Source organism: Lentzea pudingi (assembly GCF_014646255.1).
Taxonomy (GTDB): domain Bacteria; phylum Actinomycetota; class Actinomycetes; order Mycobacteriales; family Pseudonocardiaceae; genus Lentzea; species Lentzea pudingi.
Genome location: NZ_BMNC01000001.1, coordinates 1133408 through 1156192 on the forward strand (window position 1 = coordinate 1133408; position 22785 = coordinate 1156192).

25 protein-coding genes are annotated in these 22785 nt (G+C 71.6%); 9 read left to right on the forward strand and 16 right to left on the reverse strand.

Annotation, left to right across the window (positions count from 1 at the left end; all coding sequences use genetic code 11):
• Nucleotides 1-20: 20 nt before the first annotated feature.
• The 3 genes from IEY88_RS44050 to IEY88_RS05190 are packed head-to-tail and all read left to right on the forward strand — an operon-like array spanning nucleotide 21 to nucleotide 4363.
• The gene (locus IEY88_RS44050; RefSeq protein ID WP_268241209.1) at nucleotides 21-2177 is read left to right on the forward strand and encodes an ATP-binding protein; all 2157 of its coding nucleotides are present in this window, start codon (nucleotides 21-23) and stop codon (nucleotides 2175-2177) included.
• A complete protein-coding gene (locus tag IEY88_RS05185; protein ID WP_189153345.1) occupies nucleotides 2170-2547 on the forward strand; it encodes a hypothetical protein in 378 nt (125 codons plus the stop codon). Before IEY88_RS44050 ends, IEY88_RS05185 begins: the two co-directional genes overlap by 8 nt.
• Nucleotides 2528-4363 (forward strand): RiPP maturation radical SAM C-methyltransferase, encoded by a 1836-nt coding sequence (locus IEY88_RS05190; protein ID WP_189153346.1) that lies wholly within the window; start codon nucleotides 2528-2530, stop codon nucleotides 4361-4363. Before IEY88_RS05185 ends, IEY88_RS05190 begins: the two co-directional genes overlap by 20 nt.
• Here the strand turns inward: IEY88_RS05190 and IEY88_RS05195 are convergent.
• The 6 genes from IEY88_RS05195 to IEY88_RS05220 form a co-directional block, all read right to left on the reverse strand.
• Nucleotides 4347-5573, reverse strand: coding sequence for a hypothetical protein (locus IEY88_RS05195; protein ID WP_189153347.1), 1227 nt, complete (start codon nucleotides 5571-5573; stop codon nucleotides 4347-4349). The genes IEY88_RS05190 and IEY88_RS05195 overlap by 17 nt on opposite strands.
• The gene (locus IEY88_RS05200; protein ID WP_189153348.1) at nucleotides 5570-5815 is read right to left on the reverse strand and encodes a hypothetical protein; all 246 of its coding nucleotides are present in this window, start codon (nucleotides 5813-5815) and stop codon (nucleotides 5570-5572) included. The genes IEY88_RS05195 and IEY88_RS05200 overlap by 4 nt, the downstream gene beginning before the upstream one ends.
• A gap of 408 nt (nucleotides 5816-6223) precedes the next feature.
• The gene (locus tag IEY88_RS05205; protein WP_189153349.1) at nucleotides 6224-7438 is read right to left on the reverse strand and encodes a vWA domain-containing protein; all 1215 of its coding nucleotides are present in this window, start codon (nucleotides 7436-7438) and stop codon (nucleotides 6224-6226) included.
• Nucleotides 7438-8658 carry an AAA family ATPase gene (locus IEY88_RS05210; RefSeq protein ID WP_189153350.1) on the reverse strand — a complete coding sequence of 407 codons (1221 nt, stop codon included), beginning with the start codon at nucleotides 8656-8658 and terminating at the stop codon, nucleotides 7438-7440. Before IEY88_RS05210 ends, IEY88_RS05205 begins: the two co-directional genes overlap by 1 nt.
• A gap of 55 nt (nucleotides 8659-8713) precedes the next feature.
• A complete protein-coding gene (locus tag IEY88_RS05215) occupies nucleotides 8714-10135 on the reverse strand; it encodes a hypothetical protein (protein ID WP_189153351.1) in 1422 nt (473 codons plus the stop codon).
• A gap of 83 nt (nucleotides 10136-10218) precedes the next feature.
• On the reverse strand, nucleotides 10219-10986 hold the full coding sequence (locus IEY88_RS05220; RefSeq protein ID WP_189153352.1) for a TetR/AcrR family transcriptional regulator: 768 nt from the start codon (nucleotides 10984-10986) through the stop codon (nucleotides 10219-10221).
• A gap of 105 nt (nucleotides 10987-11091) precedes the next feature.
• On the opposite strand from IEY88_RS05220, the gene IEY88_RS05225 reads away from it, so the two are divergent.
• Nucleotides 11092-11823 (forward strand): DUF2306 domain-containing protein, encoded by a 732-nt coding sequence (locus tag IEY88_RS05225; RefSeq protein ID WP_229693089.1) that lies wholly within the window; start codon nucleotides 11092-11094, stop codon nucleotides 11821-11823.
• A gap of 18 nt (nucleotides 11824-11841) precedes the next feature.
• Here the strand turns inward: IEY88_RS05225 and IEY88_RS05230 are convergent, their stop codons facing one another.
• Both IEY88_RS05230 and IEY88_RS05235 read right to left on the reverse strand, forming a co-directional pair.
• Nucleotides 11842-12024, reverse strand: coding sequence for a hypothetical protein (locus tag IEY88_RS05230; RefSeq protein ID WP_189153353.1), 183 nt, complete (start codon nucleotides 12022-12024; stop codon nucleotides 11842-11844).
• Nucleotides 12025-12033: 9 nt separating this feature from the next.
• The gene (locus IEY88_RS05235) at nucleotides 12034-12519 is read right to left on the reverse strand and encodes an SRPBCC family protein (RefSeq protein ID WP_189153354.1); all 486 of its coding nucleotides are present in this window, start codon (nucleotides 12517-12519) and stop codon (nucleotides 12034-12036) included.
• 128 nt (nucleotides 12520-12647) lie between these two features.
• On the opposite strand from IEY88_RS05235, the gene IEY88_RS05240 reads away from it, so the two are divergent.
• The 3 genes from IEY88_RS05240 (at nucleotide 12648) to IEY88_RS05250 (ending at nucleotide 15327) form a co-directional block, all read left to right on the forward strand.
• A complete protein-coding gene (locus IEY88_RS05240; protein ID WP_189153355.1) occupies nucleotides 12648-13490 on the forward strand; it encodes a helix-turn-helix domain-containing protein in 843 nt (280 codons plus the stop codon).
• A 61-nt stretch (nucleotides 13491-13551) separates the two neighbouring features.
• Nucleotides 13552-14496 (forward strand): SMP-30/gluconolactonase/LRE family protein, encoded by a 945-nt coding sequence (locus IEY88_RS05245; RefSeq protein WP_189153356.1) that lies wholly within the window; start codon nucleotides 13552-13554, stop codon nucleotides 14494-14496.
• 111 nt (nucleotides 14497-14607) lie between these two features.
• A complete protein-coding gene (locus IEY88_RS05250) occupies nucleotides 14608-15327 on the forward strand; it encodes a DUF5640 domain-containing protein (RefSeq protein WP_189153357.1) in 720 nt (239 codons plus the stop codon).
• A gap of 294 nt (nucleotides 15328-15621) precedes the next feature.
• Here the strand turns inward: IEY88_RS05250 and IEY88_RS05255 are convergent, their stop codons facing one another.
• From IEY88_RS05255 to IEY88_RS05270, 4 genes are all read right to left on the reverse strand, one after another.
• Entirely contained in the window at nucleotides 15622-16710 is a 1089-nt protein-coding gene (locus IEY88_RS05255; protein ID WP_189153358.1) for an alanine racemase, read from the reverse strand.
• Nucleotides 16707-17618, reverse strand: coding sequence for an ornithine cyclodeaminase family protein (locus tag IEY88_RS05260; RefSeq protein ID WP_189153359.1), 912 nt, complete (start codon nucleotides 17616-17618; stop codon nucleotides 16707-16709). The genes IEY88_RS05255 and IEY88_RS05260 overlap by 4 nt, the downstream gene beginning before the upstream one ends.
• Nucleotides 17615-18265 (reverse strand): helix-turn-helix transcriptional regulator, encoded by a 651-nt coding sequence (locus IEY88_RS05265; RefSeq protein WP_189153360.1) that lies wholly within the window; start codon nucleotides 18263-18265, stop codon nucleotides 17615-17617. The genes IEY88_RS05260 and IEY88_RS05265 overlap by 4 nt, the downstream gene beginning before the upstream one ends.
• A gap of 68 nt (nucleotides 18266-18333) precedes the next feature.
• Complete coding sequence (locus tag IEY88_RS05270; RefSeq protein WP_229693090.1) at nucleotides 18334-18807, reverse strand: group II truncated hemoglobin; 474 nt, start codon at nucleotides 18805-18807, stop codon at nucleotides 18334-18336.
• A 62-nt stretch (nucleotides 18808-18869) separates the two neighbouring features.
• Between IEY88_RS05270 and IEY88_RS05275 the strand changes: the two genes are divergently transcribed.
• Together IEY88_RS05275 and IEY88_RS05280 are read left to right on the forward strand one after the other, a co-directional pair.
• Nucleotides 18870-19187 carry a winged helix-turn-helix transcriptional regulator gene (locus IEY88_RS05275; protein WP_189153362.1) on the forward strand — a complete coding sequence of 106 codons (318 nt, stop codon included), beginning with the start codon at nucleotides 18870-18872 and terminating at the stop codon, nucleotides 19185-19187.
• Nucleotides 19184-20323 (forward strand): GDSL-type esterase/lipase family protein, encoded by a 1140-nt coding sequence (locus tag IEY88_RS05280; protein ID WP_189153363.1) that lies wholly within the window; start codon nucleotides 19184-19186, stop codon nucleotides 20321-20323. Before IEY88_RS05275 ends, IEY88_RS05280 begins: the two co-directional genes overlap by 4 nt.
• On the opposite strand, the gene IEY88_RS05285 is transcribed toward IEY88_RS05280, so the two are convergent.
• The 4 genes from IEY88_RS05285 to IEY88_RS05300 all read right to left on the reverse strand — a co-directional run bounded on the left by IEY88_RS05285 (nucleotide 20320) and on the right by IEY88_RS05300 (nucleotide 22772).
• Entirely contained in the window at nucleotides 20320-21270 is a 951-nt protein-coding gene (locus IEY88_RS05285) for a hypothetical protein (RefSeq protein ID WP_189153364.1), read from the reverse strand. The genes IEY88_RS05280 and IEY88_RS05285 overlap by 4 nt on opposite strands.
• Nucleotides 21267-21728, reverse strand: a complete 462-nt coding sequence (locus IEY88_RS05290) for a hypothetical protein (RefSeq protein WP_189153365.1) — start codon at nucleotides 21726-21728, stop codon at nucleotides 21267-21269. The genes IEY88_RS05285 and IEY88_RS05290 overlap by 4 nt, the downstream gene beginning before the upstream one ends.
• A gap of 141 nt (nucleotides 21729-21869) precedes the next feature.
• Complete coding sequence (locus tag IEY88_RS05295; RefSeq protein WP_189153366.1) at nucleotides 21870-22364, reverse strand: HAD domain-containing protein; 495 nt, start codon at nucleotides 22362-22364, stop codon at nucleotides 21870-21872.
• Between the two features lie 27 nt (nucleotides 22365-22391).
• Nucleotides 22392-22772 carry a nuclear transport factor 2 family protein gene (locus tag IEY88_RS05300; RefSeq protein WP_189153367.1) on the reverse strand — a complete coding sequence of 127 codons (381 nt, stop codon included), beginning with the start codon at nucleotides 22770-22772 and terminating at the stop codon, nucleotides 22392-22394.
• Nucleotides 22773-22785: the final 13 nt, after the last annotated feature.

A 22785-nucleotide genomic window follows, 5' to 3' on the forward strand; every position in this document is an offset into this window, starting at 1 on the left:
AACCTCTCGAAGGCCTGCTCATGCGCGCGTTGCACGCGGCGGGCCGGGACGCGGAGGCCGTCGAGCGCTACAGCGTCGTGCGAAGGCGGTTCGCCGAGGAGCTCGGCACCGACCCGGGACCCGAGCTGAGGGCGCTGCACAGCGCGATCCTGCGCGGCGACCTGCCGGCACCGGCCTCGGAACGCGCGGTGGCGACGCCCGCGCAGCTGCCGCCGGACGTCCCCGGTTTCGCCGGGCGGGCCGAGGAACTGCGGAGCCTCGGCGAGGCAGCCGGGATCGTCGTGGTGTCCGGGACGGCGGGCGTCGGCAAGACCACGCTGACCGTCCACTGGGCACACCGGGCGCGTGCCGAGTTCCCCGGCGGGCAGCTGTACGTGAACCTCCGGGGGTTCGACCCGACCGGGTCCCCGGTCACCCCGTCCGAGGCGGTGCGCGGCTTCCTGGACGCGTTCGAGGTCCCGTCAGGACAGCTCCCCGCGAGCCTCGACGCGCAGGTCGGGCTCTACCGCAGCCTCCTCGCGAACCGCCGGGTGCTGGTGGTGCTGGACAACGCGCGCGACGCCGAGCAGGTCCGTCCGCTGCTGCCCGGCGCACCGGGCTGCCTCGCCGTGGTGACCAGTCGCAGCCAGCTCGCGGGCCTCGTCACCGAGGGCGCCCGCCCGGTGCCGCTCGACCTCCTGGACGACCAGGAGGCACGCGACCTGCTGGCCGGACGCCTCGGCGCACAACGGACCGCGGCCGAACCCGAAGCGGTCGACGAGATCGTGGCCCTGTGCGCGAGGCTGCCGCTGGCGCTCGCGGTGGTGGCCGCCCGCGCCGCGATGCACCCCCGGTTCCGCCTCGCCGCACTCGCCCGCGAACTGCACGGGACGCGTGGCGGGCTGGACGAGTTCTCCCACGTCGACCCGGCGACGGACCCGCGGGCCGTGTTCTCGTGGTCCTACCTGCAACTCGGTGCCGCCGCCGCACGGCTGTTCCGGCTGATCGGCCTGCACCCCGGCCCCGACCTCGGCACCCGCGCCGCGGCGAGCCTCGCCGGGGTGCCGGTCAGGGACGTGCGCCCGCTGCTGGCCGAACTGGCCGACGCGCACCTCGTCGCCGAGCACAGCCCCGGCCGTTTCACCTGCCACGACCTGCTGCGCGCCTACGCGTCGGAACAGGCGCGCACCCTCGACCCCGAACCCGAGCGGCACGCGGCCGTCCGCCGGATGCTCGGTCACTACGTGCACAGCGCGAACCACGCCGACGGACTGCTCGACCCGCGCCGCGAGGAACCACCCGCCCTGACCCCGCTCGCGCCCGGAGTCGTGCCGGAACGGGCGGACGGCCACGGCTCGGCGCTCGCCTGGTTCCACGCCGAGCGACGGGTGCTGCTCGCCGCGGTGCACCAGCCGGTCGAGTTCGACGCCCAGGTGTGGGAACTGGTGTGGACGACAAGGCGTTTCCTGGCCCACCAAGGACAGTGGCACGACGAGATCGAGTCCCTCACGGTGGCGCTCGCCGCCGCGCGCCGGTTGGGCGACCCGCTCAAGCAGGCCTTCGCGCAGTGCTACGTCGGGTGCACCGAGGTCTGGCTGGAGAGGTTCGAGGACGCCCGCTTCCGGTTCGCGGTGGCGCTCGACCTGTACCGCGACGCCGACGACCAGGTCGGTCAGGCGCACGTGCGGTACTACCTCTGCTGGATGCTCGAACGCCAGGAGCGCGTCGCGGAGGCGCTCGCGCAGGCCGAGCAGGCGCTCGACCTGTTCGGCAGGGCCGGGCACGAGGCGGGGCAGGCCAAGTGCCTCAACGCGGTCGGCTGGTTCCACGCGCTGTCCGGCGACCACGAGGCGGCCATCGACCACTGCGAACGGGCGCTGCGGCTGCAGACCGCGCTGGGCGACCAGCTCGGCGCGGGCCAGACGTGGCACAGCCTCGGGTACTCGCACGACCACCTCGGCCACCACGCGCGCTCGATCGACTGCTACCGGGCGGCCGTCGGCCTGTTCCGCGAAACCGGTTACCGCTTCAACGAGGCGTACGCGCTGAGGTCGCTGGGTGACGCGCACGACCACGCCGGCGACCCGGACGCGGCTCGCGCCGTCTGGGGACAGGCCCTGGAGATCCTCGACCAGCTGGGACATCTCGACGCCCGCAAGGTGCGGGCGAAGCTCCGACGAAAGGCTGACGATGACTGACGACCCCACCGGTCTCTTCGCTGTGCTGAAGGCGCTGGACCTGACCACCGACCAGCGGGCGCTGCTGGCCGCGATCCTCAAGGTGGCGAGCCACATCACCGAGGTCCAGGACAGACCGGACGAGCTGGAGTTCCGAGCGCAGTTCGACGAGGCGTTCACGCCGTTCCCGCCGAAGACGGTCGAGCTCCTGCTGGAGTACGCGACCTTCCCGCCCCCACCCGCGCCACCCCTGTTCGACATGGTCTCGCGCGGCATGGTCACGCGCGGCGCGCCCGCGCCGGCGATGCCGGCGCCCCCGATGGTCCTGCGGGGCACCCACCCCGGCACCCCGCCCGAGCCCGCGCAGGACGATGACGACGACAACGACTGATCGCGCCGCGTGGCCGGTGGTCGTCGTGTCCATGCCCTTCATGCACGCCGACCGCCCGTCCATCCAGCTGGGACTGCTCGCCGCGATCGTGCGCCGGGAGGGGTTCCCGGTGCGCACGCTGCACGCGAACCTCGACTTCGCGGCCAGGATCGGGACGCGCCACTACCGGCAGCTCGCCGACCAGTGCGGGAGGCTGGTCGGCGAGTGGTTGTTCGCCGTGCAGGCCTTCGGCGACGCCGCCCCGGACCCGGAGGGCAAGCTGCTGCCGGAGTTCGCCGACGACCTCGCCCACCTCGGCGGAGAGCTGCTGCGCACGCGGGACCACGACGTGCCGGCGTTCCTGGACGGGCTTCTGTCCGAAGTGGACTGGAGCGGGGTGCGCGTCGTCGGCTTCAGCTCGACCTTCCAGCAGACCGCCGCCTCGGTGGCGCTCGCACGGCGCTTGAAGAAGCGCTTCCCGGACATCGTCACGGTGTTCGGGGGCGCGAACTTCGACGGCGAGATGGGCCTGGAACTGGTGCGGTCACTGCCCTGCGTCGACTTCGCCGTCATCGGCGAGGGCGACACGGCCTTCCCCCGCCTGCTGGACGCGCTCGCCGCCGGCACGGATCCGGGCGTGGTCCCCGGCGTCGCCCGGAGGGTGGGCGACGAGGTTGTGGCAACACCGCCCGCACCGCCGCACGACCGGCTCGACGACCTGCCCGACCCGGAGTACGGCGAGTACTTCGACCGGGCGGCGGCACTGGGGCTGCCCGTCCACGACGTCTCGCTCCCGTTCGAGTCCGCGCGAGGCTGCTGGTGGGGAGCCAAGCACCACTGCACGTTCTGCGGCCTCAACGGGACCACGATGAAGTTCCGCGCCAAGTCACCACAACGCGTGCTCGCCGAGCTGGCGGCTCAGGCGAGGCGGTACCGCACGCTGCGGTTCGACGCCGTCGACAACATCCTCGACCCGAGGTACCTGCGGGAGCTGTTCCCGGTGATCGCCGGACGCGGCGAGGACTACGAGTTCTTCTACGAGGTCAAGGCGAACCTCACCAGGGCGCAGCTGAAGGTCCTCGCGCTCGGGGGCGTGACGCGGCTGCAACCCGGTCTGGAGTCGCTCAGCTCCGCCGTGCTGCGGCTGATGAACAAGGGCGTCCGGGCGGCGCAGAACGTCAACCTGTTGCGCTGGGCCGGGTACTACGGGATCAGTGTGGCGTGGAACGTCCTGTGGGGCTTCCCCGGCGAGACCGCGGAGGACTACGCGGAGCAGGCGAAGGTCGTCCCGCACCTCGTGCACCTGCAGCCGCCCGCGAGCGCCGACCGGCTCTGGCTCGAACGCTTCAGCCCGATGCACACCCGGCCGGACAGCTTCGGCCTGCCGCCGCCCAGACCGGAGGCGAGCTACCGGTTCGTCTACCCGGACACCGTCGACCTCGATCGGATCGCGTACTTCTTCGAGTACGAACCGGCCGACGCGTTGCCCGCGAGCGCGTACGCGGCGCTGAAGGAGTCGGTGACGGCTTGGTCGCGAGCCTGGTCGGACACCCGTCCGACGCTCGTCTACCGGTCGGCGGCGGGCTATCTGCGGATCGACGACGCACGGCACCAGGGACGCGACGGCACGTACACCTTCCACGACACGCTCGCGGCGATCTACCTGGCCTGCACCGACCGTCCGCGCACCGCGGCGGCCGTCCGCGCGGAACTGGGTCTCGCCCTGCCGGTCGAGGCGGTGCGGGACGCGTTCACGCAGTTCCAGGAGCGCGGACTGATGTTCCTGGACGGCGAACTGGCGCTCGCGCTGGCGCTGCCCGCTACTCCCGGCCGGTAGTCCGCCGTCGCCGGGCGAGCCACAGCGCGACCGCGACGGCCACTGCGAGACAGAACAGGCCGACCGTGCGACGGTCCCGGCGAGCAAGGGACCGTCGCTCGGGCTGGGGGCGCCTGCGTCGTTCGGCGACCAGGTGCACCCGCACCTCGGCCAGCACCAGGAAACCGATCAGGCCGAGCATCGTGTTCGACACCATGCCGTACACGTCCGCCAGGTCCGCCTCCCGGTCCGACAACGCCTTCAGCGCGGCCCAGTTGTGCGGTCTGGAGGTGAGCGCGGTGGCGAGCCCGGATTCGACCCCGTCCGTCCGCGCCATCCTCTCGGCCACCGCCTCACTCCGGGTGGCCGCGTCCGCCTCGGCGCGGGCGAGGTCACGGGCCGCGGTCCGCGCGTCCCCGTAGACCGCGTCGATCTCCCTCGCGGTCGCGGCGACGCTGCCCTCCCGGGCGATCTGGAGGGAGGTGACGCGGAACTCGGTGCGCGTCGAGCTGATGCTCTCGGCACTGCGGGCCTGCACGGCGTGCCGTGCCGAATCGGCCTGGTGCCGCTGCTCCAGCGAACTGAAAGCCAGCTGTGTCAACGGGAGGAGGACACCAGCGGCCCAGACGGCGAGCAGCAGGAACGTGAGCCGCCGTTCCTGCTCGGGTACCGCACCGGGTTGGGGAACGAGCTGGAGCGAGGACTCCCTGCCGCGCACCGACGCCCCGGCAACGGCCACACCGGTGACGAGCACGGTGATCACGGAGATCCAGAGCGCGGCCAGGGCCAGTTCGTCGCCCTCCCGGTCGGGAACATCGGGGTCCGGCAGGGGTTTCTCCCGTTTCGCACCGAGATCGGCGAGGCGACGGGCGAGGTCTGAGCCGCCACCGGGCAGGTCGTAGCGCCGTTGGCCGAGGAGGCTCGTGGGGTCGGACGCCTGCCGCAACGCGAAAGCGGAGTTCTCGGCGATCGTCCGTTCCGTGCGGGCGTTCTCGCCCAACGGTGCCAGTGCGGCGGCACGGATCTGGAGCACCGCCACCCGGAAGGCGAACGGCCCCTCGTTCGCGTACACCTGCCGGACCTCGTCCTGGTGGACCCCGGCCTTCTCGACCTCGACCCGGACCGCCTCCTGCCACGCGCTGGACGCGTCGCTGTAGTTCCAGCCGGCGAAGAACGTGCACGCCGCGCCGACCAGGACCGCGACGACCTGGACGACCCTCCGCGCCCTCACGTGGCCCGCAGCAGCACGAGGGCGTAGCGGCCGGACTCGTGCAGGTGCAGCGAGTCCAGGTCGGCGCGGAAGGTGAAGGCCCTTGTCTCCAGCGGTTCGGGGACCTCGGGGTAGTCGCCGGCCGGATCCTCTGGCATCTTCCGGATCCGGGTGGACTTCTCCGGCTTCAGTTCGAGCTTGTCACCGGCCGCGGTGTACGTGCCCTGCTGGATGCGGTGGAAGACGAAGCGACCCGACGGCACGGTGTATTCCGCGGCTTCCCGGGAGGCGTACCGGCCATCCGCTGAGAAGCGGTACCGCATCTCGGTGGACGAACCCGTGCAGACCCATTCGCCGACGATCCGATCCGGACTCGAATCACCGGCGGGCGGGGGACCGGCACACGCCGGATCAGAGGTGGGCGGTGGTGCGGGGGAGGTCGACGACGGCGGAGGCGGGGGTGCGAACGATCCGCTGCACCCCGCCAGGGAAAACGCCGTGAAAACCGCGATGAATGCGACGAGGAGACGCCTCGGCACCAATGCCATGGCGGCGACTATACGTTCGACACCTCGCAAGAGGTATCAATAAAATTCATCGAGGTTTTCGCGTGGAATATACATCGTGAAACGAATAAATCGTCGTGCACGGCTTTCACTGCTCGGGAGCGGTCAGCCGATGGTGACCACCCTCGCCCATGACGGCGGTGTGTCCGGCACGTAGTAGGGATCGTCTTCGTCGATCTGGGACGGTCGCGGGAACAGGCCCACGACCGTCCGGCAGGGCGACGACTCGGGCCAGGGCGTCTGGCCGTCGGTCAGGACGACGATCACGTCGGGACGCGAGCGCCGCGCCTTGGCGAAGCCCTCGCGCAGGTCCGTGCCACCACCGCCCACCAACGGGATCCCCTCCGCCTGGCACAGCGGGCCGGTGATGTGGGCGGCGGCGTCGCACGACAGCACGGAGACGAGATCACGCCGTCCGCCCACGGCGCGGACGATCGCGGTGATCTCCAGGATCGCGCTGCCGAGCTCGGCGTCGCTCACCGACCCGGAGGTGTCGACGATGACGACGACCTTCGGCGGCCGGCGGCGCAGGCTCGGCATGATCACCTCGGGCACACCGGCCGACCTGCGCGAAGGCCGGCCGTAGGTGTAGTCCTCGCCCACGCCGGGACCGGAGACGGCCGACCGGACCGCCGCGCCCAGCAGCTCACGCCAGGGCTGCGGCGGGTGGAACGCCTCCTCCGCCCAGCGCAGCCAGCCCTGCGGCACGGAACCGGGGTGGCCCTTGATGGCCTGCGCCACGCGGAACCGGACGGCGTCCTGCTCCTGCCCGGTGAGCACCTGCGCGCCGTCCGCGCCGAGGTCCCACGGCCGTTCCAGGCCATCGGCGCCGCTGCCGCAGTCGAGCCAGGCGAACGCGTTGGTGTGCGGCCCGAGCCGGAACTGCCGCAGGTAGTCCTCCATCAGCTGACCCGCCGTCAGCCGGAGGTCGGCTGGGCGCACCGCGTCCTTCGGGCACACCAGGCCGTCGCCGAAGACGTCGTCGTTGATCTCGCAGTCCGCCGCGATGTTCATCCGCAGCCGCTCGCCCGGCCCGGACAGCTCGTGGCGCGCCGCGTGCCGGTCGCCACGGCCGTGGTGGTCGCGGATGAGGTGGGAGACCTCGTGCACCCAGACCCCGGCAAGCTCCTGCACCGGTCTCCTGTCCACGAACGCGGGAGAGACGTAACAACGCCAGTGCCGGTCCACGGCCATCGTCGGAACGTGCCGTGACTCCACCACTTTCAGCGCGAACAACGCCGTCGCCAGGTACGGCCGGCAGCGCACCGCGTACAGCCGGGCGGCGAACAGCTTCTCCTCGTCCAGGGTTCCCGCCGTCATCAGCGGCCACCTGCCATCGCCGCGGTGCGGTCCGCCCGCTGTGACAGCGACACCGCACCGGCCAGCCGCTCGATCGCCTCGGGCACCTGCCAGTCCTCCTGGCGCAGGGAGGCGAGCGTCGACGCCGGGACGACCACGAGGTCCGGGGCACCGGTCTCGAGGGCCAGCGTCAGCAGCTTCCACGCCGCGTTCCAGCGTGCCTCGTCCGGCCGGTTGCGCACCGCCGCGACCACGCCGTCGAGGACGACCTGCCGCAGGTCGCCGCGTTCGGGCAGCACCGCGGCCGCCGGGTCCGCGAGCAGGTCCTCCGGGTCCGGCAGGTCCATCCGGTCGAGGCTCGCCAGCAGTTCGAGCCCGGGGCCGTCTCCCACCGTGCCGCGCACCAGCATCGACAGCACGTCACGGGAGGTGCCGGCCGCCGTCGCGAACGCGGTCAGGCGCAACGCCATCTCCCAGCTCCGCGGCGAGGGCCAGGCGCCACCGCGCAGCGTCTCGTTCTTGGGCAACTGGTGCACGAGGTTCGGCCGCGCGGCCAGCAGTTCGCACACCGCCCGGCGCGCGAACGCCACCGAGTCGGCCAGCAGGTGCGGTGCCAGCCGGGGAAGTGCGGCCACGGGCCAGGTCCCGCCCAGCCCGCGCACCACGACCTCGTGTTCGAACGTCCACTTGAGATGGACGAACCTGTTGGCCAGCGGCGGACTCAGCTCCCAGCCGTCGGCGGCCGAGGACCGCGGGTTGGCGGCGGCGACGATCCGGACGCCCGGCGGCAGGCGCAGCGCGCCCACCCTGCGTTCGAGGACGACCCGCAGCAACGCGGCCTGGACGGCGGGCGGGGCCGTGGACAGCTCGTCCAGGAACAGCAGTCCGCGCCCGGCCTCGACCAGGCGCACCGCCCAGTCGGGAGGCGCCATCGGGACGCCCTGGGTCGCGGGGTCGTCGCCGACCACCGGCAGTCCGGAGAAGTCGGAGGGCTCGTGCACGCTGGCGATCACCGTGGTCAGCGGGAGTTCGAGGGTGTCGGCGAGCTGGGTGAGGGCCGCGGTCTTGCCGATGCCCGGCTCGCCCCAGAGCAGCACCGGCAGGTCGGCGGACACGGCCAGCGTCAGGGCTTCGAGCTGGGGATCGGCCCGAGGTTCGGTGGAGGTGTCGCCGAGCAGGGCGAGCAGATCAGCGGCCACGTCAAGCTGCCGGGCATTCGTGGATCCTTTGTGGACAGTCATGTTCGGTCACCTTGGGTCGAGTCGTCGGCCGGGCAACGGCCGGGAGGGCAGTGAGTCAGGGGCGGCGAAAAGCCGCGTGCCGCCGTCGGGCGCGGGCGCTCGTCAGCAGGGTGTCCTTGGTGGACGGGAGCGCGCGGACGTCGTGGAGTTCCGCCCGGTACAGCCCGTGCACCACCTTGCGCTCGGCCGCTGTCTGCAGCTCGTCGCGCAGCTCTCCGCTGAGCAGCAGCGCGTCCGGTCCGAGCAGGTCCTCGACGATCGCCAGGGCCCCGGCCACGTCACCGTGGTCGAGGCGGGCGCGGACGTCGTCGAGGTCCTCCGGATGCCGGTGCGCGGCGTCGATCGCCTGCAGGCAGGGCAGTCCCGTCCCGCCGAGCGCGACCAGCAGTGCCTCGCGGCGGAGGTCGTCGGGGTCGTGGTCGAGCGGGGTGAGCACCCCGTTCACCACGCCGATCCGGTGCGTGCTGCCACGACAGTCGACGAGCCGTGGAATGCCTGCGCCGTCAGGACTTCGCGCCGAGTCCGCCGGTGGGTGGTCCGGCAGCAGCGCCGACCGGACGAGGGGATGCAGCCGGTCGGCGTCGATCGCGCCGGCGTGCCACAGCTCCAGGTCGGGCAGCACCCAGGTCGCCGCGTCCGGCAGGATCGTGCCTTGACGCCCGGACGCGTCGCGAAGGCCCGGCCCGTTGCTGCGATGCGAGGACGCGTCGCGAAGGCCCGGCCCCGTGCTGCGATGCGAGGACGCGTCGAGGCGACCCGATCCCGTGCTGCGATGCCGGGCCTCGTCCGAGCCGAGCACGATCCGTTGCCGTGCACCGAGTCTGACGACGACGGCGCCGTCCGCACGTCCCTCCGCGCGGAGCAGCAGCGCGGCCTCGGCCGCCCATCGGTGTGCCGCCCGGCCGTCCGCCGGATGGTCGGCCGTGACCCACTGCTCGACCCCGGCACGTTCGCGCAGCTCCGAGGTTCGGCGCACGTCCCACAGGTGCCGGTGCAGGTCGAGCCGGAAACGCCGATTCGGGCGCGGGTGCGGATGTCCGCCCGCCCTGCTCAGGGGCCCGGAAGGCTCCCACAGCGCGAGGCTGATCCGTTGCCCCGCATCAGCCCAGGCCGGCGGAGTGCGCGCGACGAGATGCACCTCGTCGTCACCGTCGAGGCGATACCGGGCGAGGGACGCGGTGAGGCCGGGCCGCAACAACCCGTCGGGCCTGATCCTCGGGAAGTGCCACCGGAGCAGGTCCGGGGCCAGGTGACGCAGGTCGGCGCGGACCACGTCCGCGAACTGCCTGCCGTGCGTGCGGGCCAGGCCGCGGAGGTGGAGGTCGACGTCGACCCGCGCGGCAGCACAGGCTGCCGACCAGTCGCCTGCCTGACGGCGGGCGGCCGCGGATTCGATCATCGACGCCGGCACGGCGAACTCGCGCACGTGCGACCAGAATGTGAGGCGGGAACGTCCGTTCACGGTCGAGTGGTGCATCAGCACTCACCTTCGGTGAACTGGACCCCCGATCTGCTCGAGTTGGTGATCATCGAGGAAACCGTAGCAGGCGGCGCAAGTGACTAGCGGCGTGACTTCGCGGCCACCCAGCCCTCGACGCCGTCCAGGAACCGGTCGACGCCGAACCCGAGCTCGAACGGCAGGGCGTCACCGTCGGGCTGCCCTGGGTCCGCGAGCTCGGCCGCGTGGATGGCCGTCAGCGCGGGGTACTCGGCGGGGTCGAGCAGCTCGGTCACGACGTGCGCGAGGTCTGTGTCAGTGCGCGGGAACCCGTTGTCGCGCTTGTGTTCCCCGCTCATGCTCGTGCTGATCTGCGCGGTGCCGCGGACGACCGCGGTCAGGTGCAGCGCGGCCGCCCTCGCCTCCGCGCCCGGCAGGCCGGCCGCGAGCAGCGGTCGCAGCAGGCGGTCGAGCCAGGCGAGCTGGTGGGGGCCCACGGGCGCGTGATCGAGCGGCACCCGCAGGATCCACGGACGCTGGTGGAAACCGGCCCACAGCGCGGCCACCCACTGCCGCACCGCCGCCCGGAAGTCCGCGGCCTCGTCGAGGTCGGGGGGAGCGCCCGCGCCGACGTCGGCCGCCACCTCCAGCAGCAGGTCCTTGCTCGGGACGTGGTTGTAGAGCGACATCGTCGAGTACCCGAGCTCGGCGGCGACGCGCTGCATCGACACCGCCTCCAGTCCGTCGGCGTCCGCGACCCGCACCGCGGCCTGCGCGATCAGCTCGACGCTGAGCCGGGACCGGGGCCCGCGCTGACCGCGGCGGCGGCCCGCCCACAGCAGCGTGAGGCTGCGTTGCAGGTCGGAGTCCTTGCTGTCACGTGTCGTCATGCGCCATCCCGTCCGGTTGCCCGGTGTCATCCTAAAACTATGTACATCATACGTTTCTATGTATGGTGTACGTAGTTTCGAGTCCCCGCCACGAACGGACGCACGATGACCTCGACGCAAGCCCCGGCTCCGCCACGCCAGCAGACCGTCTGGTGGCGCCGCCCCTGGATCGTGCCGCTGATGCTGGTGGTGGCGGCGTTCCTGGCGTTCTCCGTGCCGCCCTACCTGACCTTCGACCCGGCGCACTCGCGCCTGAAACCACCGGAGGGCAACGACTTCTACTACCCGCTGCTGGTCGCGCACGTCCTGTTCGGCACCGTCGCCATGGCCACGGCCTGCTTCCAGGTCTGGCCGGCGTTCCGCGCACGTCATCGCGCCGGGCACCGCGTCACCGGGCGGATCTACGTCTACGCCGGGGCGCTGCCCGCCGGGGTGCTCGGCCTCTACATCGGCTGGTACACGTCAGCGGGCCCGTCGGTGCTGGTGGCGAACCTCGTGGGATCGACGCTGTGGCTGGTCGTCACGCTCATCGGGCTGCGGATGGCCTTGCAGCGGCGGTACGACGAGCACCGCCGCTGGATGTCGCGGAGTTTCGCGCTCGCCATGTCGATCGCGCTCAGCCGGGTCATCAACATCCCGGCGGTGATCGTGCTGACGCCCCAGGTCGACACCGCGTTCGGTGGCAGCGAGGAGCTGATGAGGAACACGGCGACGAGCATCGGGGTGTGGCTCAGCCCGTTGCTGCTGTTGCTGCTCACGGACTGGCTCCTGGAGCGGCGCAAACCCCGTGCCCGCCGTCCTGTCGCGGCTCGGCAGCCGCTTCCCGTCAGTCCTTAGAGGACCTTGTGGAGCGCCTCACTTCCTGCGAGCGCTGTGGATCGCGAGCGCCAGCCCACCGGCGATGCAGAGCACCCCGATCGTGGTCCACGTCCTGTCGCCGGTCATGAAGCTGCCCTGCAGATAGCCGAGACCCTGTGCGGTCCACACAGCGCCGATGACGACCAGCAGGACACCGAGCCCGATCAACGCTTTGCGCATGGACCGACCCTACGCGAGCCCAGCGGTCGTGATCGGCCGCGAACCCTGCTCGGCGACCCATTCGGCGAGCGCGGTGAGCGTGGACTCGGCGCTCGCCGCCATGTAGTCGCGCAACCCGATCAGGTCGGTACCGAGGACGGGGTCCGTGCGGAGCAGGCGCCAGGACTGCTCCGCCACCGTGCCGCGGCCCTGGGCGCGCAGGGTCCAGCTCCACTCGACGATGCCGTTCTCGGCGCCACCGACCACGAAGGCGAAGGCGGCTCCGGGCTCGGCTCTCACGACCTGCGAACGGCTGGTCCACTCCTTGTCGCCCTTGCGGTTGTGGCCGCTGAACCACGCGCCGACCTCGGGGCCGGCGCCCTCGTCGTAGGCGACGTCGCTCGCGTTCGGACTCCAGCGGCCGATCGCGGACACGTCGCTGACGAGCCGGTAGACGTCGGCGGGAGCGGCGTCGACCCACGCGTGACGGGTGAAGGTCAACTCGGACAGGTTCATGGTGAAGTCCCTCGGTTCGGTGGTGACAGCACCATCCGACCGGGCGGCGGGAGCCCGAACCACTCCCGGTCCTGCGTATCCCCGGCAGGGAGAGGTAAGGCGTCCGGATCGGGCACATACTCGAATCCATGAACGACACCGCACGCCTCGGAGACTTCCTCAAGACGCGGCGCTCGCAGCTTCGTCCCGAGGACGTGGGCGTGCGGACGTACGACGAACGCCGCCGCGTGCCCGGCCTGCGCCGCGACGAGCTCGCCCGGCTGGCCGGGGTGAGCAGCTTCTACTACACGCGGCTCGAACAGGGGCATTCGACGAGCGCCTCACCCGAGGTGCTGGACGCGCTCGCCACCGCGTTGCGGCTGGACGAGTCCGAACGGCAGCACCTGCACGTGCTGGCCAAGCCGGTGAAGCAGGCGCGCGTGCGCAGGCCCGCCCCCGAACGCGTCGACGAGGCCACCGGCCAGTTGCTCACCGCGCTGGCGGGCGTTCCCGCCGTCGTCCTCGGCCGGCGCAGCGACGTGCTGGCGTGGAACGGACTCGGGCACGCGCTGTTCGCCGGTCACCTCGACTTCCACGCCGTGCAGGAGAAGGCGGACCGGCCCAACATGGCACGGCTCGTGTTCCTCGACCCGCACACCCGCGAGCTCTACGCGGACTGGCCGAGCAAGGCCAGGGCGGTGGTGGGGAACCTGCGCCTGGTCGTGGGCCTGCACCCGGACGACGCCACGTTGCACGAACTGGTCGGGCAGCTGAGCGCGAAGAGCACGGAGTTCGCCTCGATGTGGGCTGACCACCGCGTCAAAGCCTGTGCGACGGCCGTGTACGAGATGCGGCACCCGCTGGTCGGCCCGCTGACCGTCACGCAGCAGACCCTGACGAACGGTCCGGGCCCGAGCGTCGTGGTGGCCACCGCGCGACCGGGGTCGTCGTCGCACACCGCACTGGCCCTGCTCGCCCAGGCCACGGCCTGACCCTCGAACGCATCCAGCAAGGCATGCGGCGCTGCCGCATGCTCGAAAACAGTGAGGAAACATGTCCGCGAAGCACGCCCGGAAGACCCTCGTCGCCGCCGTTCTGGCCGCGACCACCCTCATTCCAGCTCCGGCGTCGGCCGCCACGTACCCGTTGTGCGCGGCGCAAATCGTCCAGCACTTCGACCTGGCCAAGGGGCAGACGCCCGAAAGCATGGTGTTCGCCCCGAACGGCACGGCGTACGTCACGTTCGCCAAGGCCCGGCAGATCGCTGAGATCACGCCCGGCGGCCGCGTCCGCATCCTGGCCACGCTGCCCGCGCCCGCGGACGGCGGGACCGGCACGCCCGCGCTGGGCTTCCCGCTGACGGTCGGCATCGAACGCGCCCCCGACGGCACGCTGTACTTCGCGTACGCCACCGGCACCGCGGACCTGACCGGCGTGTGGAGCCTGCGCCCCGGCGGCACCCCGCGGCGCATCGCGGCGTTGCCCGCCACCAGCCTCCCGAACGGCATCGCGCTCGACCACCGCACGCTCTACGTCGCGGACTCCACCGGCGCGATCTGGCGGGTGCCCGCGTCCGGCGGCACCGCCACGGTCTGGTCGTCCGGCCAGGAGCTCGCTCCCGCCGGCTTCCTCGGCGCGAACGGCCTCCGCGTGCGCGACGGCGCGGTCTGGGTGACCAACCTCGACCGCGGGACGATCGTGCGCATCCCGGTGCGGGCCGGCGGAACCGCAGGTGACACGCGGGTGGTCGCCACGGGGCTGGCCGGCATCGACGACTTCGCCTTCACCGGCCGCGGCACCGAGATCCTCGCCGCGCTGGACACCGTCAACCAGGTGGCGCTCGTCAGGCCCGACGGCACCCACACCGTGGTGCTGACCGAGGCCGACGGCCTGCAGGGCCCGACGACGGTCGCGCTGCGCGGCCGCGACGTCTACGTGCCGAGCGCCGCCTACCTCACCGCGAAGGACCCCAACCTGGTGCGCGCCCGCCTGCGGTGAGTGTTCCACCGGCGGTGGAATCGAGCTGGTCCGACAATTGTTCCGAGAAAGTCCGCAGAAATAGCTAACAATGGAGGTGGTGAACGCGACGGGAAGCAGGAAGGAGGCGAAATGATCGCCAAGGTGCGAATTCATCACCTATTTTTGGTAATTCCCGTGATCGCCGGAATGCTCGTCGCCGGGTGCGGCTCGACACCCCCGCCGCAGCCGGCCGTCACCAGCACTTCCGACGTCGCGAGTTCGACCACCCCAGCCGACCCGACGGGTTCGGCCGCCCCGGCCGAACCCACCAGGTCGGTACCGCCGGCACCGGCCACGCCGTTCCCCGCCGAACTGGTGGGCGAGTGGAGCGCGAGCACGAGCAAGTCCGGCCTGCTGGAGCTGGTGCTGACCGCAGACGGCGGCTTTCGCCAGCTCAGCGGCACCTTCGACTGGCGCGGCAAGGCGACGGTCAAGGGAGCCCGGATCACCTTCACGGGCGTCGACGGCAAGTCCAGCACCGAGGACTGGTCGATCAGCGGTGGCACGCTGACCCTCGCCGGGCTGACCTACCTCAAGGCCGACGCCGGTGCGGGTGGCGCGCTCGCCCTGGCCGGTTCGTGGATGGGCATGGACGACATCTTCGAGACGCTGACGTTCTCCGAGAACGGCACCTACAAACGTGAGCGAGACGGCGGAACCACGGCAATTGGCTCGTTCAAGGTGCAGGGCGACAAACTCACGTTGCAACCGGCCGGTGGCGCGCCGACGACCGCTGATTTCTCCGTCGCCGACGCGATTCTCACCCTGAAAACGAGCGCCGGAACGGTTCAGTACGTGCGATCGTCCTGACCATGACGAACGGCGTGGTGCTCGACGACGAGGAACTGGAGGCCCGCTGGGCGCACGCGTGGCACCCCGGCGAGATCCCCCGGCGGCTCGCCGGGGTGAGCACCCCCTGGTACGTCGCGGCGGGCTGGGCGCTCGACCGTCGGCGGGTCGCGTCTGGTTCGACGCGGAGGCCGGCGTGCTGGCGACCAGACGTGGTTACGGGATCCGGCGACCCGCGGCCACGCCTTCGACGTGTTCCGCGGATGGCTGAGCCGCGTGCACCCCGCCCACCCCTGGCTCGACGTTCTCGGACCGTCACCAGCCCCGGTGGCGGGCCCAGACCTCACCGCTCACGAGGTGGTAGCGGTCGTGCTGCGCGGCGGTGGCGCAGGCGTGGTTCGGCAGGATCCGCAGGCGGGTGCCGAGCGGCAGGTCCGGCACCGGCTCGCCGTCGCGCGTGCTGAGGACACCGTGTTCCTGGCTCGCGCCCGTCATGACGAGCCCGGGGATCAGCCGGCCGTCGGCGTCGGCGACGAGGCCGTACCCCTGGTCGACGGCCTGCGCCTGCGTGCCCCGGTCGCGTGAGGTGGCCATCCAGCCGCCGTCGGTGATCACCTGGTTCCGGCCGGGCTGGTGGCCGATCACCGTGACGGCCACGGTGAGGGCGAGGTCGTCGGTGGTGCAGACGCCGATGCCGGCCATAACCAGGTCGAAGAACACGTAGTTGCCCGCGCGGACCTCGGTGACGCCGGTCAGGTCCGTCGCGGCGTGGGCGGTGGGCGTGGAGCCGACGCTCACGACCTCGCACGGGAGCCCGGCGCCACGCAACGTGGTGGCCGCCGCGACGGCGACGTCGCGTTCGTTCTGCGCGGCTTCCCGCAGAGCCCCTGGTGTATAGGCGAAGTAGGACTCTCCCGCATGGGTGAGGACACCGGCGAGGTTGGCGCCCAGCGCCCAGCCGATCTCGGGCAGCGCCGGATCGGTGGCCGCGACACCGCCGCGGTGCCCGTCGCAGTCGATCTCGACCAACGCCGGGACGCGGAGGTTCTCCTTGTGCGCGAAAGAAGTCACGGCCTCGGCCTGCGCGAGGGAGTCGAGCAGGACGGTCAAGTGCACGCCACGGCGCAGGAGAGCGGCGACGCGCGGGAGCTTGTGCGGGTCGATGCCGACGGCGTAGAGGACGTCCCGGTAACCCGCGTCGGCGAAGTGCTCGGCCTCGGCGAGCGTCGACACGGTGATCGGCCCGTTCCCGTGCACGCGCTGGGCGACCTCGACGGACTTGGACGTCTTGACGTGCAGGCGAAGCGGCACGCCGAGCGTGGCGAGGTGGTCGCGCAGCCGCGCCGCGTTGCGGTCGAGCCGGTCGGTGTCGAGCACGGCGAACGGCGTGTCCACAGTGGTCACTCGGAGGCTCCTGACGAGTGGCGGCGCAGCAGAGCGGCGGCGAGGGTGAGGTCCTGCAGGGCGAAGCCGGAGCTGTCGAAGACGGTGATTTCCTCGGGCGAGGTCCGGCCGACGGCGTCGCCGGTGAGCACCGCCCCGAGAGCGACGGGCGTGGTCGGCGCGTGCTGGAACTCGCCGATCGCGCGTGACTGCTCCGGCAGGTCGCAGAACAGCGACGCGCGGTCGTACAGCGCGACGGGCAGTTCCTGCTTGCCTGGACCGTCGGCGCCCATGGCGGAGACGTGCGTGCCCGGTGCGATCCAGCTCGCGTCGAACAGGGGCTGCCGGGAGGTGGTGGCGGTGACCAGCACGTCCGCCGCGGCGACTGCGGCCTGGACGTCGGAAGGTTCGGCGGGCAGCCCTGTCCGCGCCGTCACAGCGACGGCGAACTCCCGTGCCGCGTCGGCACGACGGCCGACGACGAGCACGCGGTCGATCGGTCGCACCCGGCTGACCGCACGTACCTCGTGCAGCGCCTGGTGCCCGGTGCCGATCACGGTCAGCGTGCGGGAATCGGCGCGGGCCAGCGTGCTGACGGCCAGCGCGTCGGCGGCGGCCGTGCGGTAGGCGTTGGCGGCGGCCGCCTCGACGACGGCGCTGAGCCGTCCGGTGGCCGGGTCGAGCAGCACGATCGTGGAGCTGTGGCGGGGCAGATCCGTGTTGTCCGGCCAGAAACTGCCGATCTTCACGCCGGCGAGGTCGCCCGCGGAGCCGGACTTGAGGGTGAACCTGTTGTGCGGAGACGAGGAATGCCCGATCACGACCGGGAATGTCGTGCCGGTCGCGAGGAACGCCTCCCTCGCCGCCTCCAGCGCCAGTTCGTCGTCGACGAGCGCCGCCGACTGGGCCTCACTGATGAACGTCGTCACGGCTTGTCCTTCTTGAGTTCGGCGAGGTCGTTGTACAGGCCGGTGCGGGAGATGCCCAGCCGCTTCGCGATGCGTGCGGGCGCGCCGCGCAGGCTGAACACCCCGGCCTCGTTCAACGACCGCACGAGCACCAGCCGTTCGTCACGACCGAGCGCGGCGACGGGCACGGCGTGCGCGCGTTCGGCCCGTTCGATCAGCGACTCGACCACCTGGTCCAGGTCGCCGGAGAAGTTCGTCGTCGCGCCGGTGTCCTGCACGGCGGACAGTCCGAGCAGGTCCGACAGCACGCCGGTGGCGCGGTTGATGGCGGACACGTCGATGTTGATGCACAGCGCGCCGATCAACGTCCCGTCAATGTCGCGCAACGGCAGCGTCGTGCACTTGAGCAACCGTCCGTCCTGCGCGCGGGTGAGGTACCCGACCTCGTTGCGGGCGTCGGCACCCGCGCCGAGCACCCGCAACCCGATCTCGCTCATCGCGTCGCCGGGCACGCGCCCGGTGACGGACCCGGCGACCGCGACGACGGACCGTTCCGGGTCGCGGTAGTCGTGCAGCACGACCTCGCAGCTGCGCCCGAAGGTCGCCACGATGCCGTCGATCACGGGTGTCAGCGCGGCGAACACGGCATCCGCAGTGTTGTTCGGCACGCCCGACCTCCTGTTCTGAACGAAGTGTCACGCTCTGAACAAACTGTCTCACGGAGGTCGGGCGGTTGTCAGCGCCCTGTGGGAGGCGCCACGCCCCAGCCCCACTTCGGCACCGGCGCGCCGTGGAACGGCGTGGCGTTCGCGGCGGAGTTCCGCACGGCGAGCCGCGTGCCCCACTCCAGGTAGGACACGAACGCGGCGCGGAACTCCGGGTCGTCCGGCAGGCCCGCGTCGTCGGCGGCGTCCATGATCAGGTCCAGCCAGCGGCGGCGCTGCTGCTCGGTGATGGTCCGCCCGACGTGCTGGGAGAGCATGAAGTCGTAGCCGCCACGTTCCCCGGTGTACGCGGCCGGCCCGCCGAACACCTCACCGAGCCACAGCGCCACGTACCGCGCGTGACCGGGGTCCATGCCGGCGAACACCGGCGCGAGCAGCGAGTCGTCCGCGACCTTGCGGTAGAACGCCTCGGTCAGCCGCAGCAGCGCCTCCGCACCGCCCGCCCACGTGTAGAGAGAAGGTGTTGACTGGTCGTCGTTGATCACGACGCCACTCCAGCAGCACGCGAAAAGCCCGGCAAGTACGCACTTTTTGGTGAGGAGCACCGATGTACCACTGTCCGGTCGAGCTGGCCCTCGACGTCATCGGCGGCAAGTGGCGCACGGTGATGCTGGCCCACCTCAAGGAACGGCCGCACCACTACGGCGAACTGCGCCGCAAGGTGCCGGGCATCAGCGAGAAGATGTTCGTGCAGCGGCTGCGCGAACTGCAGGACGCCGGTCTGGTGTCGCGGACCGAGATATCACCGCACGTCCAGTACTCGCTCACCGACGAGGGTCGCAGCCTCGGTCCCGCGCTCCAGGCCCTCTACGACTGGGGTGTCGAGCGCGCCGCCCGCACCGGTGCGAGCATTGTGGGCACATGATCACGACACCTCTGACCGAAGCACTCGTGCTCGGCGCCGCCGAACTGGAAGACACGGCACGCGGCGTGCGCCCGCATCGCCTGCCCGCCTGGGTGCGTGAGCGCTTCCCCGACCCGCAGCTGATGACGGCGGAGAGCAGGCCCTCCGGGGTGCGCCTCGTGATGGCGACCGAGGCCCGCGCGATCGAGCTGGTCCTGCACCCGAGCTCCTTCTCCTACCGCGGCGTCGCCCGGCCGCGCGGCAGCGTCGACCTGGTGGTCGACGGCGAACTGGTCGCCAGTGAGCGGCTCGACGGCGGCGACCACGCCGAGGTCGACATGACGACCGGGGCACGCGAGTTCCACGAGGGTCCGCCGTTCACCGCGCGGTTCGCCCTGGCGGCAGGCGACAAGGTCGTCGAGATCTGGTTGCCCCACAACGAGGTGGTGGACCTGGTCGCCCTGCGCACGGACGCACCGGTGCGCCCGGCCGACCGGAACCGGCGGATCTGGCTGCACCACGGCAGTTCCATCAGCAACGGTTCCAACGCGGACACCCCCGCCCGCACCTGGCCCGCCGTCGCCGCCCGCCGCGGCGAGGTCGACCTGCACAACCTCGGGTTCGGCGGCAGCGCCCTGGTCGACCCGTTCGTCGCGCGGGTGATGCGCGACCGCCCCGCCGACCTGATCAGCGTCAAGTTCGGCATCAACGTGGTGAACTTCGACGTCATGCGGCTGCGGGCGTTCGTACCGGCCGTGCACGGCTTCCTGGACACGATCCGCGACGGCCACCCGGACACGCCACTGGTGCTCCTGTCACCGCTCTTCTGCGGCATCCACGAGGACACGCCGGGACCGGGCGGGATGGACCTGGACGCGCTCGCCGCGGGCGAGGTCGTCTTCACCGCCACCGGCCCGCACGGGAACGCGCCGCAGCTGACGTTGCGGATCATCCGCGAGGCGCTGGCATCGCTGGCCGAACGCCGCGCGGACGACCCGAACCTGCACTACTTGGACGGCACCCGCCTGTACGGCGAGCAGGACGCCGTCACGCACCCGCTACCGGACGCCCTGCACCCGGTCACGGCGACGCACGAGCTGATCGGCGAGCGCTTCGCCCGGTACGCGTTCGCGCCAGAAGGCCCGTTCGGTCACTAGCGCCGCTGGCCGTCGCAGAGCCGCTCCACCTCGTCTCGTTCGCCGGCGAGCTTCGAGTCGGGCGGGCGGTCGCCGTAGGGGAAGAGTTCGTCGGTGACGCCGGCGAGCAGCCGGTAGCGGATGAGCCGGGTGGCCACGTCGAGCCACGGCTTGATGTGGCCAGGCTCCTTCGGAGGGAACAGTCCGAGCGCGCTTTCGAACCACCGGGGAGGCATGAAGCTCTGGGCGAGAGCGTGGACCACACGCTCGCGGATCACCCCGCAGGCCTCCTCATCCGCCGCCGCGGCGTTCGCCTCGGCTGCCGTCGCGGCCTGCCGGACGCGAGTCGCCTCGTCGTGCTCGCGCCGTGCGTGCTCCTCCTTCGCCAGCGGGCGCTCGCCCGAACCGCGGAACGCGAGCCACGTCCGTGCTTGCTTGCGCCACAACCGTTCCGCACCGGCGGGCAGGCCGGTCAGTGCGCGGACGGCCACGACCGCCTCCTCCAGCGATCTGTCCCAGCGGAGGCGTTCGTCCCGCGCCTTCTCCTGCTGCCTGCGCAGCCGCTCGATCTCCGCCTCGGACACGGGTTTCGCCGCGAGCCGCTCGCGGATCAGCTCGATCATCTCGGAGGAGATCTCCGGCCAGGTGTCGTAGTCGGCCTGGGGCAGCCCGCTGCTCAGGCGCACCATGCCGTGCAGGGTGTCGACGTCCCGGCGCAGCTTGACGATCCGGGCGGACTCCCTGTCGAGCCGCGTCTCCGTCTTGCCGAGCTTCGTGTCGATGTCCCCGATCTTCTTGTGCATCAGGCCGACCGAGTGCTCGCCGACCTTGGTCTCCAGCTTCCCCAGCCGCTTGAGGATGTCGCTGAGGTTCCCCGTCTTGACCCGCAGCGTGTTCTCCAGCGAACCGATGCGCCGCTCGTTGTGCTGGGTCGTCTGCGTCAGTTCGTGGATCGGGTCGTTCTTCACCGCGCGCACCTCCAGGCCCACCAACCGATTCCGGCGGCAACGACCAGTGCCGGCCATCCGCCTGCCAGCGGCGTGAGCAACGCGCCCAGCACGGCGGCGGCACCTGCCCACGTGCGGGCCCTGGGTTCCCAGACACCGCGCACGGCCGGGCTCGCCACAAGCACACCGCCGACAGCGAGCGCCAGCCCCGCCGGCAACACGTTCCACGGGCTGAAGAACAGGACGAGCACGGCCACCGCCGCCACCACGGCGACCCCGCCGAGGACGCGGTGGAGGAGCCGGAGCGCGGCCGCCTCGTCGTCGCGGCGCGCTTCGAGCACGGCGATCACGCCCTTGTGCAGGTCGTCGGCGAGTTCGGGCCAGTGCGGGTCGTCCGGACCGGACGCGGTGAGGGCGTCGAGCTGTGTTCGCAGCGCGTTCTGCCTGACCGTGAGCAGGGAGTGGGGATCATCCGCCATGGCAGAAGATGGTCGGGCGCGGCACGGTGCCGATCCAGGGCTACCGCGCGGAATAGGCCGCTTGCCGGGCAACATCACCCGTACAGCCGGAGCCGATGTCCTCTTCCCCCGGGAGAAGTGGACATCGGGTCCATTGAGGACTCAGAGTTCGCGCAGCCACTCCGTGAGCGTGCCGAGGTCGGCCTCGGTGATGCCCACCTGGGAGTCGACGCGCAGGAGCAGGGCCTCACCCCCGTGCTCCGCGGCCACCCAGTCGCGGTCGAGATCACCGATCTCGTCGTCCACCCACGCGAACGGGCGGCCGGCCGCGGTGCCGACCAGGGCCCGCGTCTTCCAGTGCAGCGCGCTCGGGTCGTCTTCGTCCGGTGCGTCGGGCAGATCGGCCACCGGCAGTTCCGGCAGGCCGAGGAGCGGTGAGATCACGTCGTTGGCGTCGTGCATCCACGCGGTGGCCCAGACCAGGTCGCACGGCAGGGCCAGCAGCCGCGGCCCGTGCGCGCGGGTGATCTTGGCCAGTTGCGGGTTGGACGTCTGCTGCCAGTCGGCCCAGCGTTCGGCGCTGCTCGGCAAGTCGGTGCCGCCGTAGGGCAGGAGTGTTCCGTCGACGTCCAGGAAGAGCAGGGGGCGTTGTGCCATGGCGTCACGTTATCGGCGTGCGGCGCGTCAGTCCGGTGGTTGCAGGTAGTAGAAGCGACGCCGGCTCAGCAGCAGCGAGTCGTCGGACAGCGTGAAGAAGTCGGCGAAATCAAATTCGCGGGATACCGCACCGGCCGGGGAGTAATGCCCGACCGCCACCACGCAATGTCCCTCGCCGATCACCTTGAACAGTTCGTGCGTGCCGCCGGTGGTGACCGTGAGGCGCACCGCGTCCGCGCGGCCGTGGCAGTCCGGCGCGCCGGGTGTCCGCACCTGCACGTCCTCGTGCAGCAGTGACGCGTAGGCGTCCAGGTCGCCCTCGTCCAGGTACAGGTAGGACAACCGGACGTGGTCCACACCCGCGGCCAGCGACGCCGCGCTGGGGGGCGGGTGGCCGTCTCCCGTCATGGCGAACTCCTTC

What these genes read in the sequence shown, in the direction of transcription:
- IEY88_RS05245 (WP_189153356.1), top strand. Translation starts at nt 13,552, where the DNA reads ATGTCCGCGAAGCACGCCCGGAAGACCCTCGTCGCCGCCGTTCTGGCC.
- IEY88_RS05295 (WP_189153366.1), bottom strand. Translation starts at nt 22,364, where the DNA reads ATGGCACAACGCCCCCTGCTCTTCCTGGACGTCGACGGAACACTCCTG.
- IEY88_RS05275 (WP_189153362.1), top strand. Translation starts at nt 18,870, where the DNA reads ATGTACCACTGTCCGGTCGAGCTGGCCCTCGACGTCATCGGCGGCAAG.
- IEY88_RS05225 (WP_229693089.1), top strand. Translation starts at nt 11,092, where the DNA reads ATGACCTCGACGCAAGCCCCGGCTCCGCCACGCCAGCAGACCGTCTGG.
- IEY88_RS05280 (WP_189153363.1), top strand. Translation starts at nt 19,184, where the DNA reads ATGATCACGACACCTCTGACCGAAGCACTCGTGCTCGGCGCCGCCGAA.
- IEY88_RS05230 (WP_189153353.1), bottom strand. Translation starts at nt 12,024, where the DNA reads ATGCGCAAAGCGTTGATCGGGCTCGGTGTCCTGCTGGTCGTCATCGGC.
- IEY88_RS05235 (WP_189153354.1), bottom strand. Translation starts at nt 12,519, where the DNA reads ATGAACCTGTCCGAGTTGACCTTCACCCGTCACGCGTGGGTCGACGCC.
- IEY88_RS05215 (WP_189153351.1), bottom strand. Translation starts at nt 10,135, where the DNA reads ATGCACCACTCGACCGTGAACGGACGTTCCCGCCTCACATTCTGGTCG.
- IEY88_RS05250 (WP_189153357.1), top strand. Translation starts at nt 14,608, where the DNA reads ATGATCGCCAAGGTGCGAATTCATCACCTATTTTTGGTAATTCCCGTG.
- IEY88_RS05190 (WP_189153346.1), top strand. Translation starts at nt 2,528, where the DNA reads ATGACGACGACAACGACTGATCGCGCCGCGTGGCCGGTGGTCGTCGTG.
- IEY88_RS05220 (WP_189153352.1), bottom strand. Translation starts at nt 10,986, where the DNA reads ATGACGACACGTGACAGCAAGGACTCCGACCTGCAACGCAGCCTCACG.
- IEY88_RS05240 (WP_189153355.1), top strand. Translation starts at nt 12,648, where the DNA reads ATGAACGACACCGCACGCCTCGGAGACTTCCTCAAGACGCGGCGCTCG.
- IEY88_RS05300 (WP_189153367.1), bottom strand. Translation starts at nt 22,772, where the DNA reads ATGACGGGAGACGGCCACCCGCCCCCCAGCGCGGCGTCGCTGGCCGCG.
- IEY88_RS05185 (WP_189153345.1), top strand. Translation starts at nt 2,170, where the DNA reads ATGACTGACGACCCCACCGGTCTCTTCGCTGTGCTGAAGGCGCTGGAC.
- IEY88_RS05205 (WP_189153349.1), bottom strand. Translation starts at nt 7,438, where the DNA reads ATGACGGCGGGAACCCTGGACGAGGAGAAGCTGTTCGCCGCCCGGCTG.
- IEY88_RS44050 (WP_268241209.1), top strand. Translation starts at nt 21, where the DNA reads ATGCGCGCGTTGCACGCGGCGGGCCGGGACGCGGAGGCCGTCGAGCGC.
- IEY88_RS05290 (WP_189153365.1), bottom strand. Translation starts at nt 21,728, where the DNA reads ATGGCGGATGATCCCCACTCCCTGCTCACGGTCAGGCAGAACGCGCTG.
- IEY88_RS05210 (WP_189153350.1), bottom strand. Translation starts at nt 8,658, where the DNA reads ATGACTGTCCACAAAGGATCCACGAATGCCCGGCAGCTTGACGTGGCC.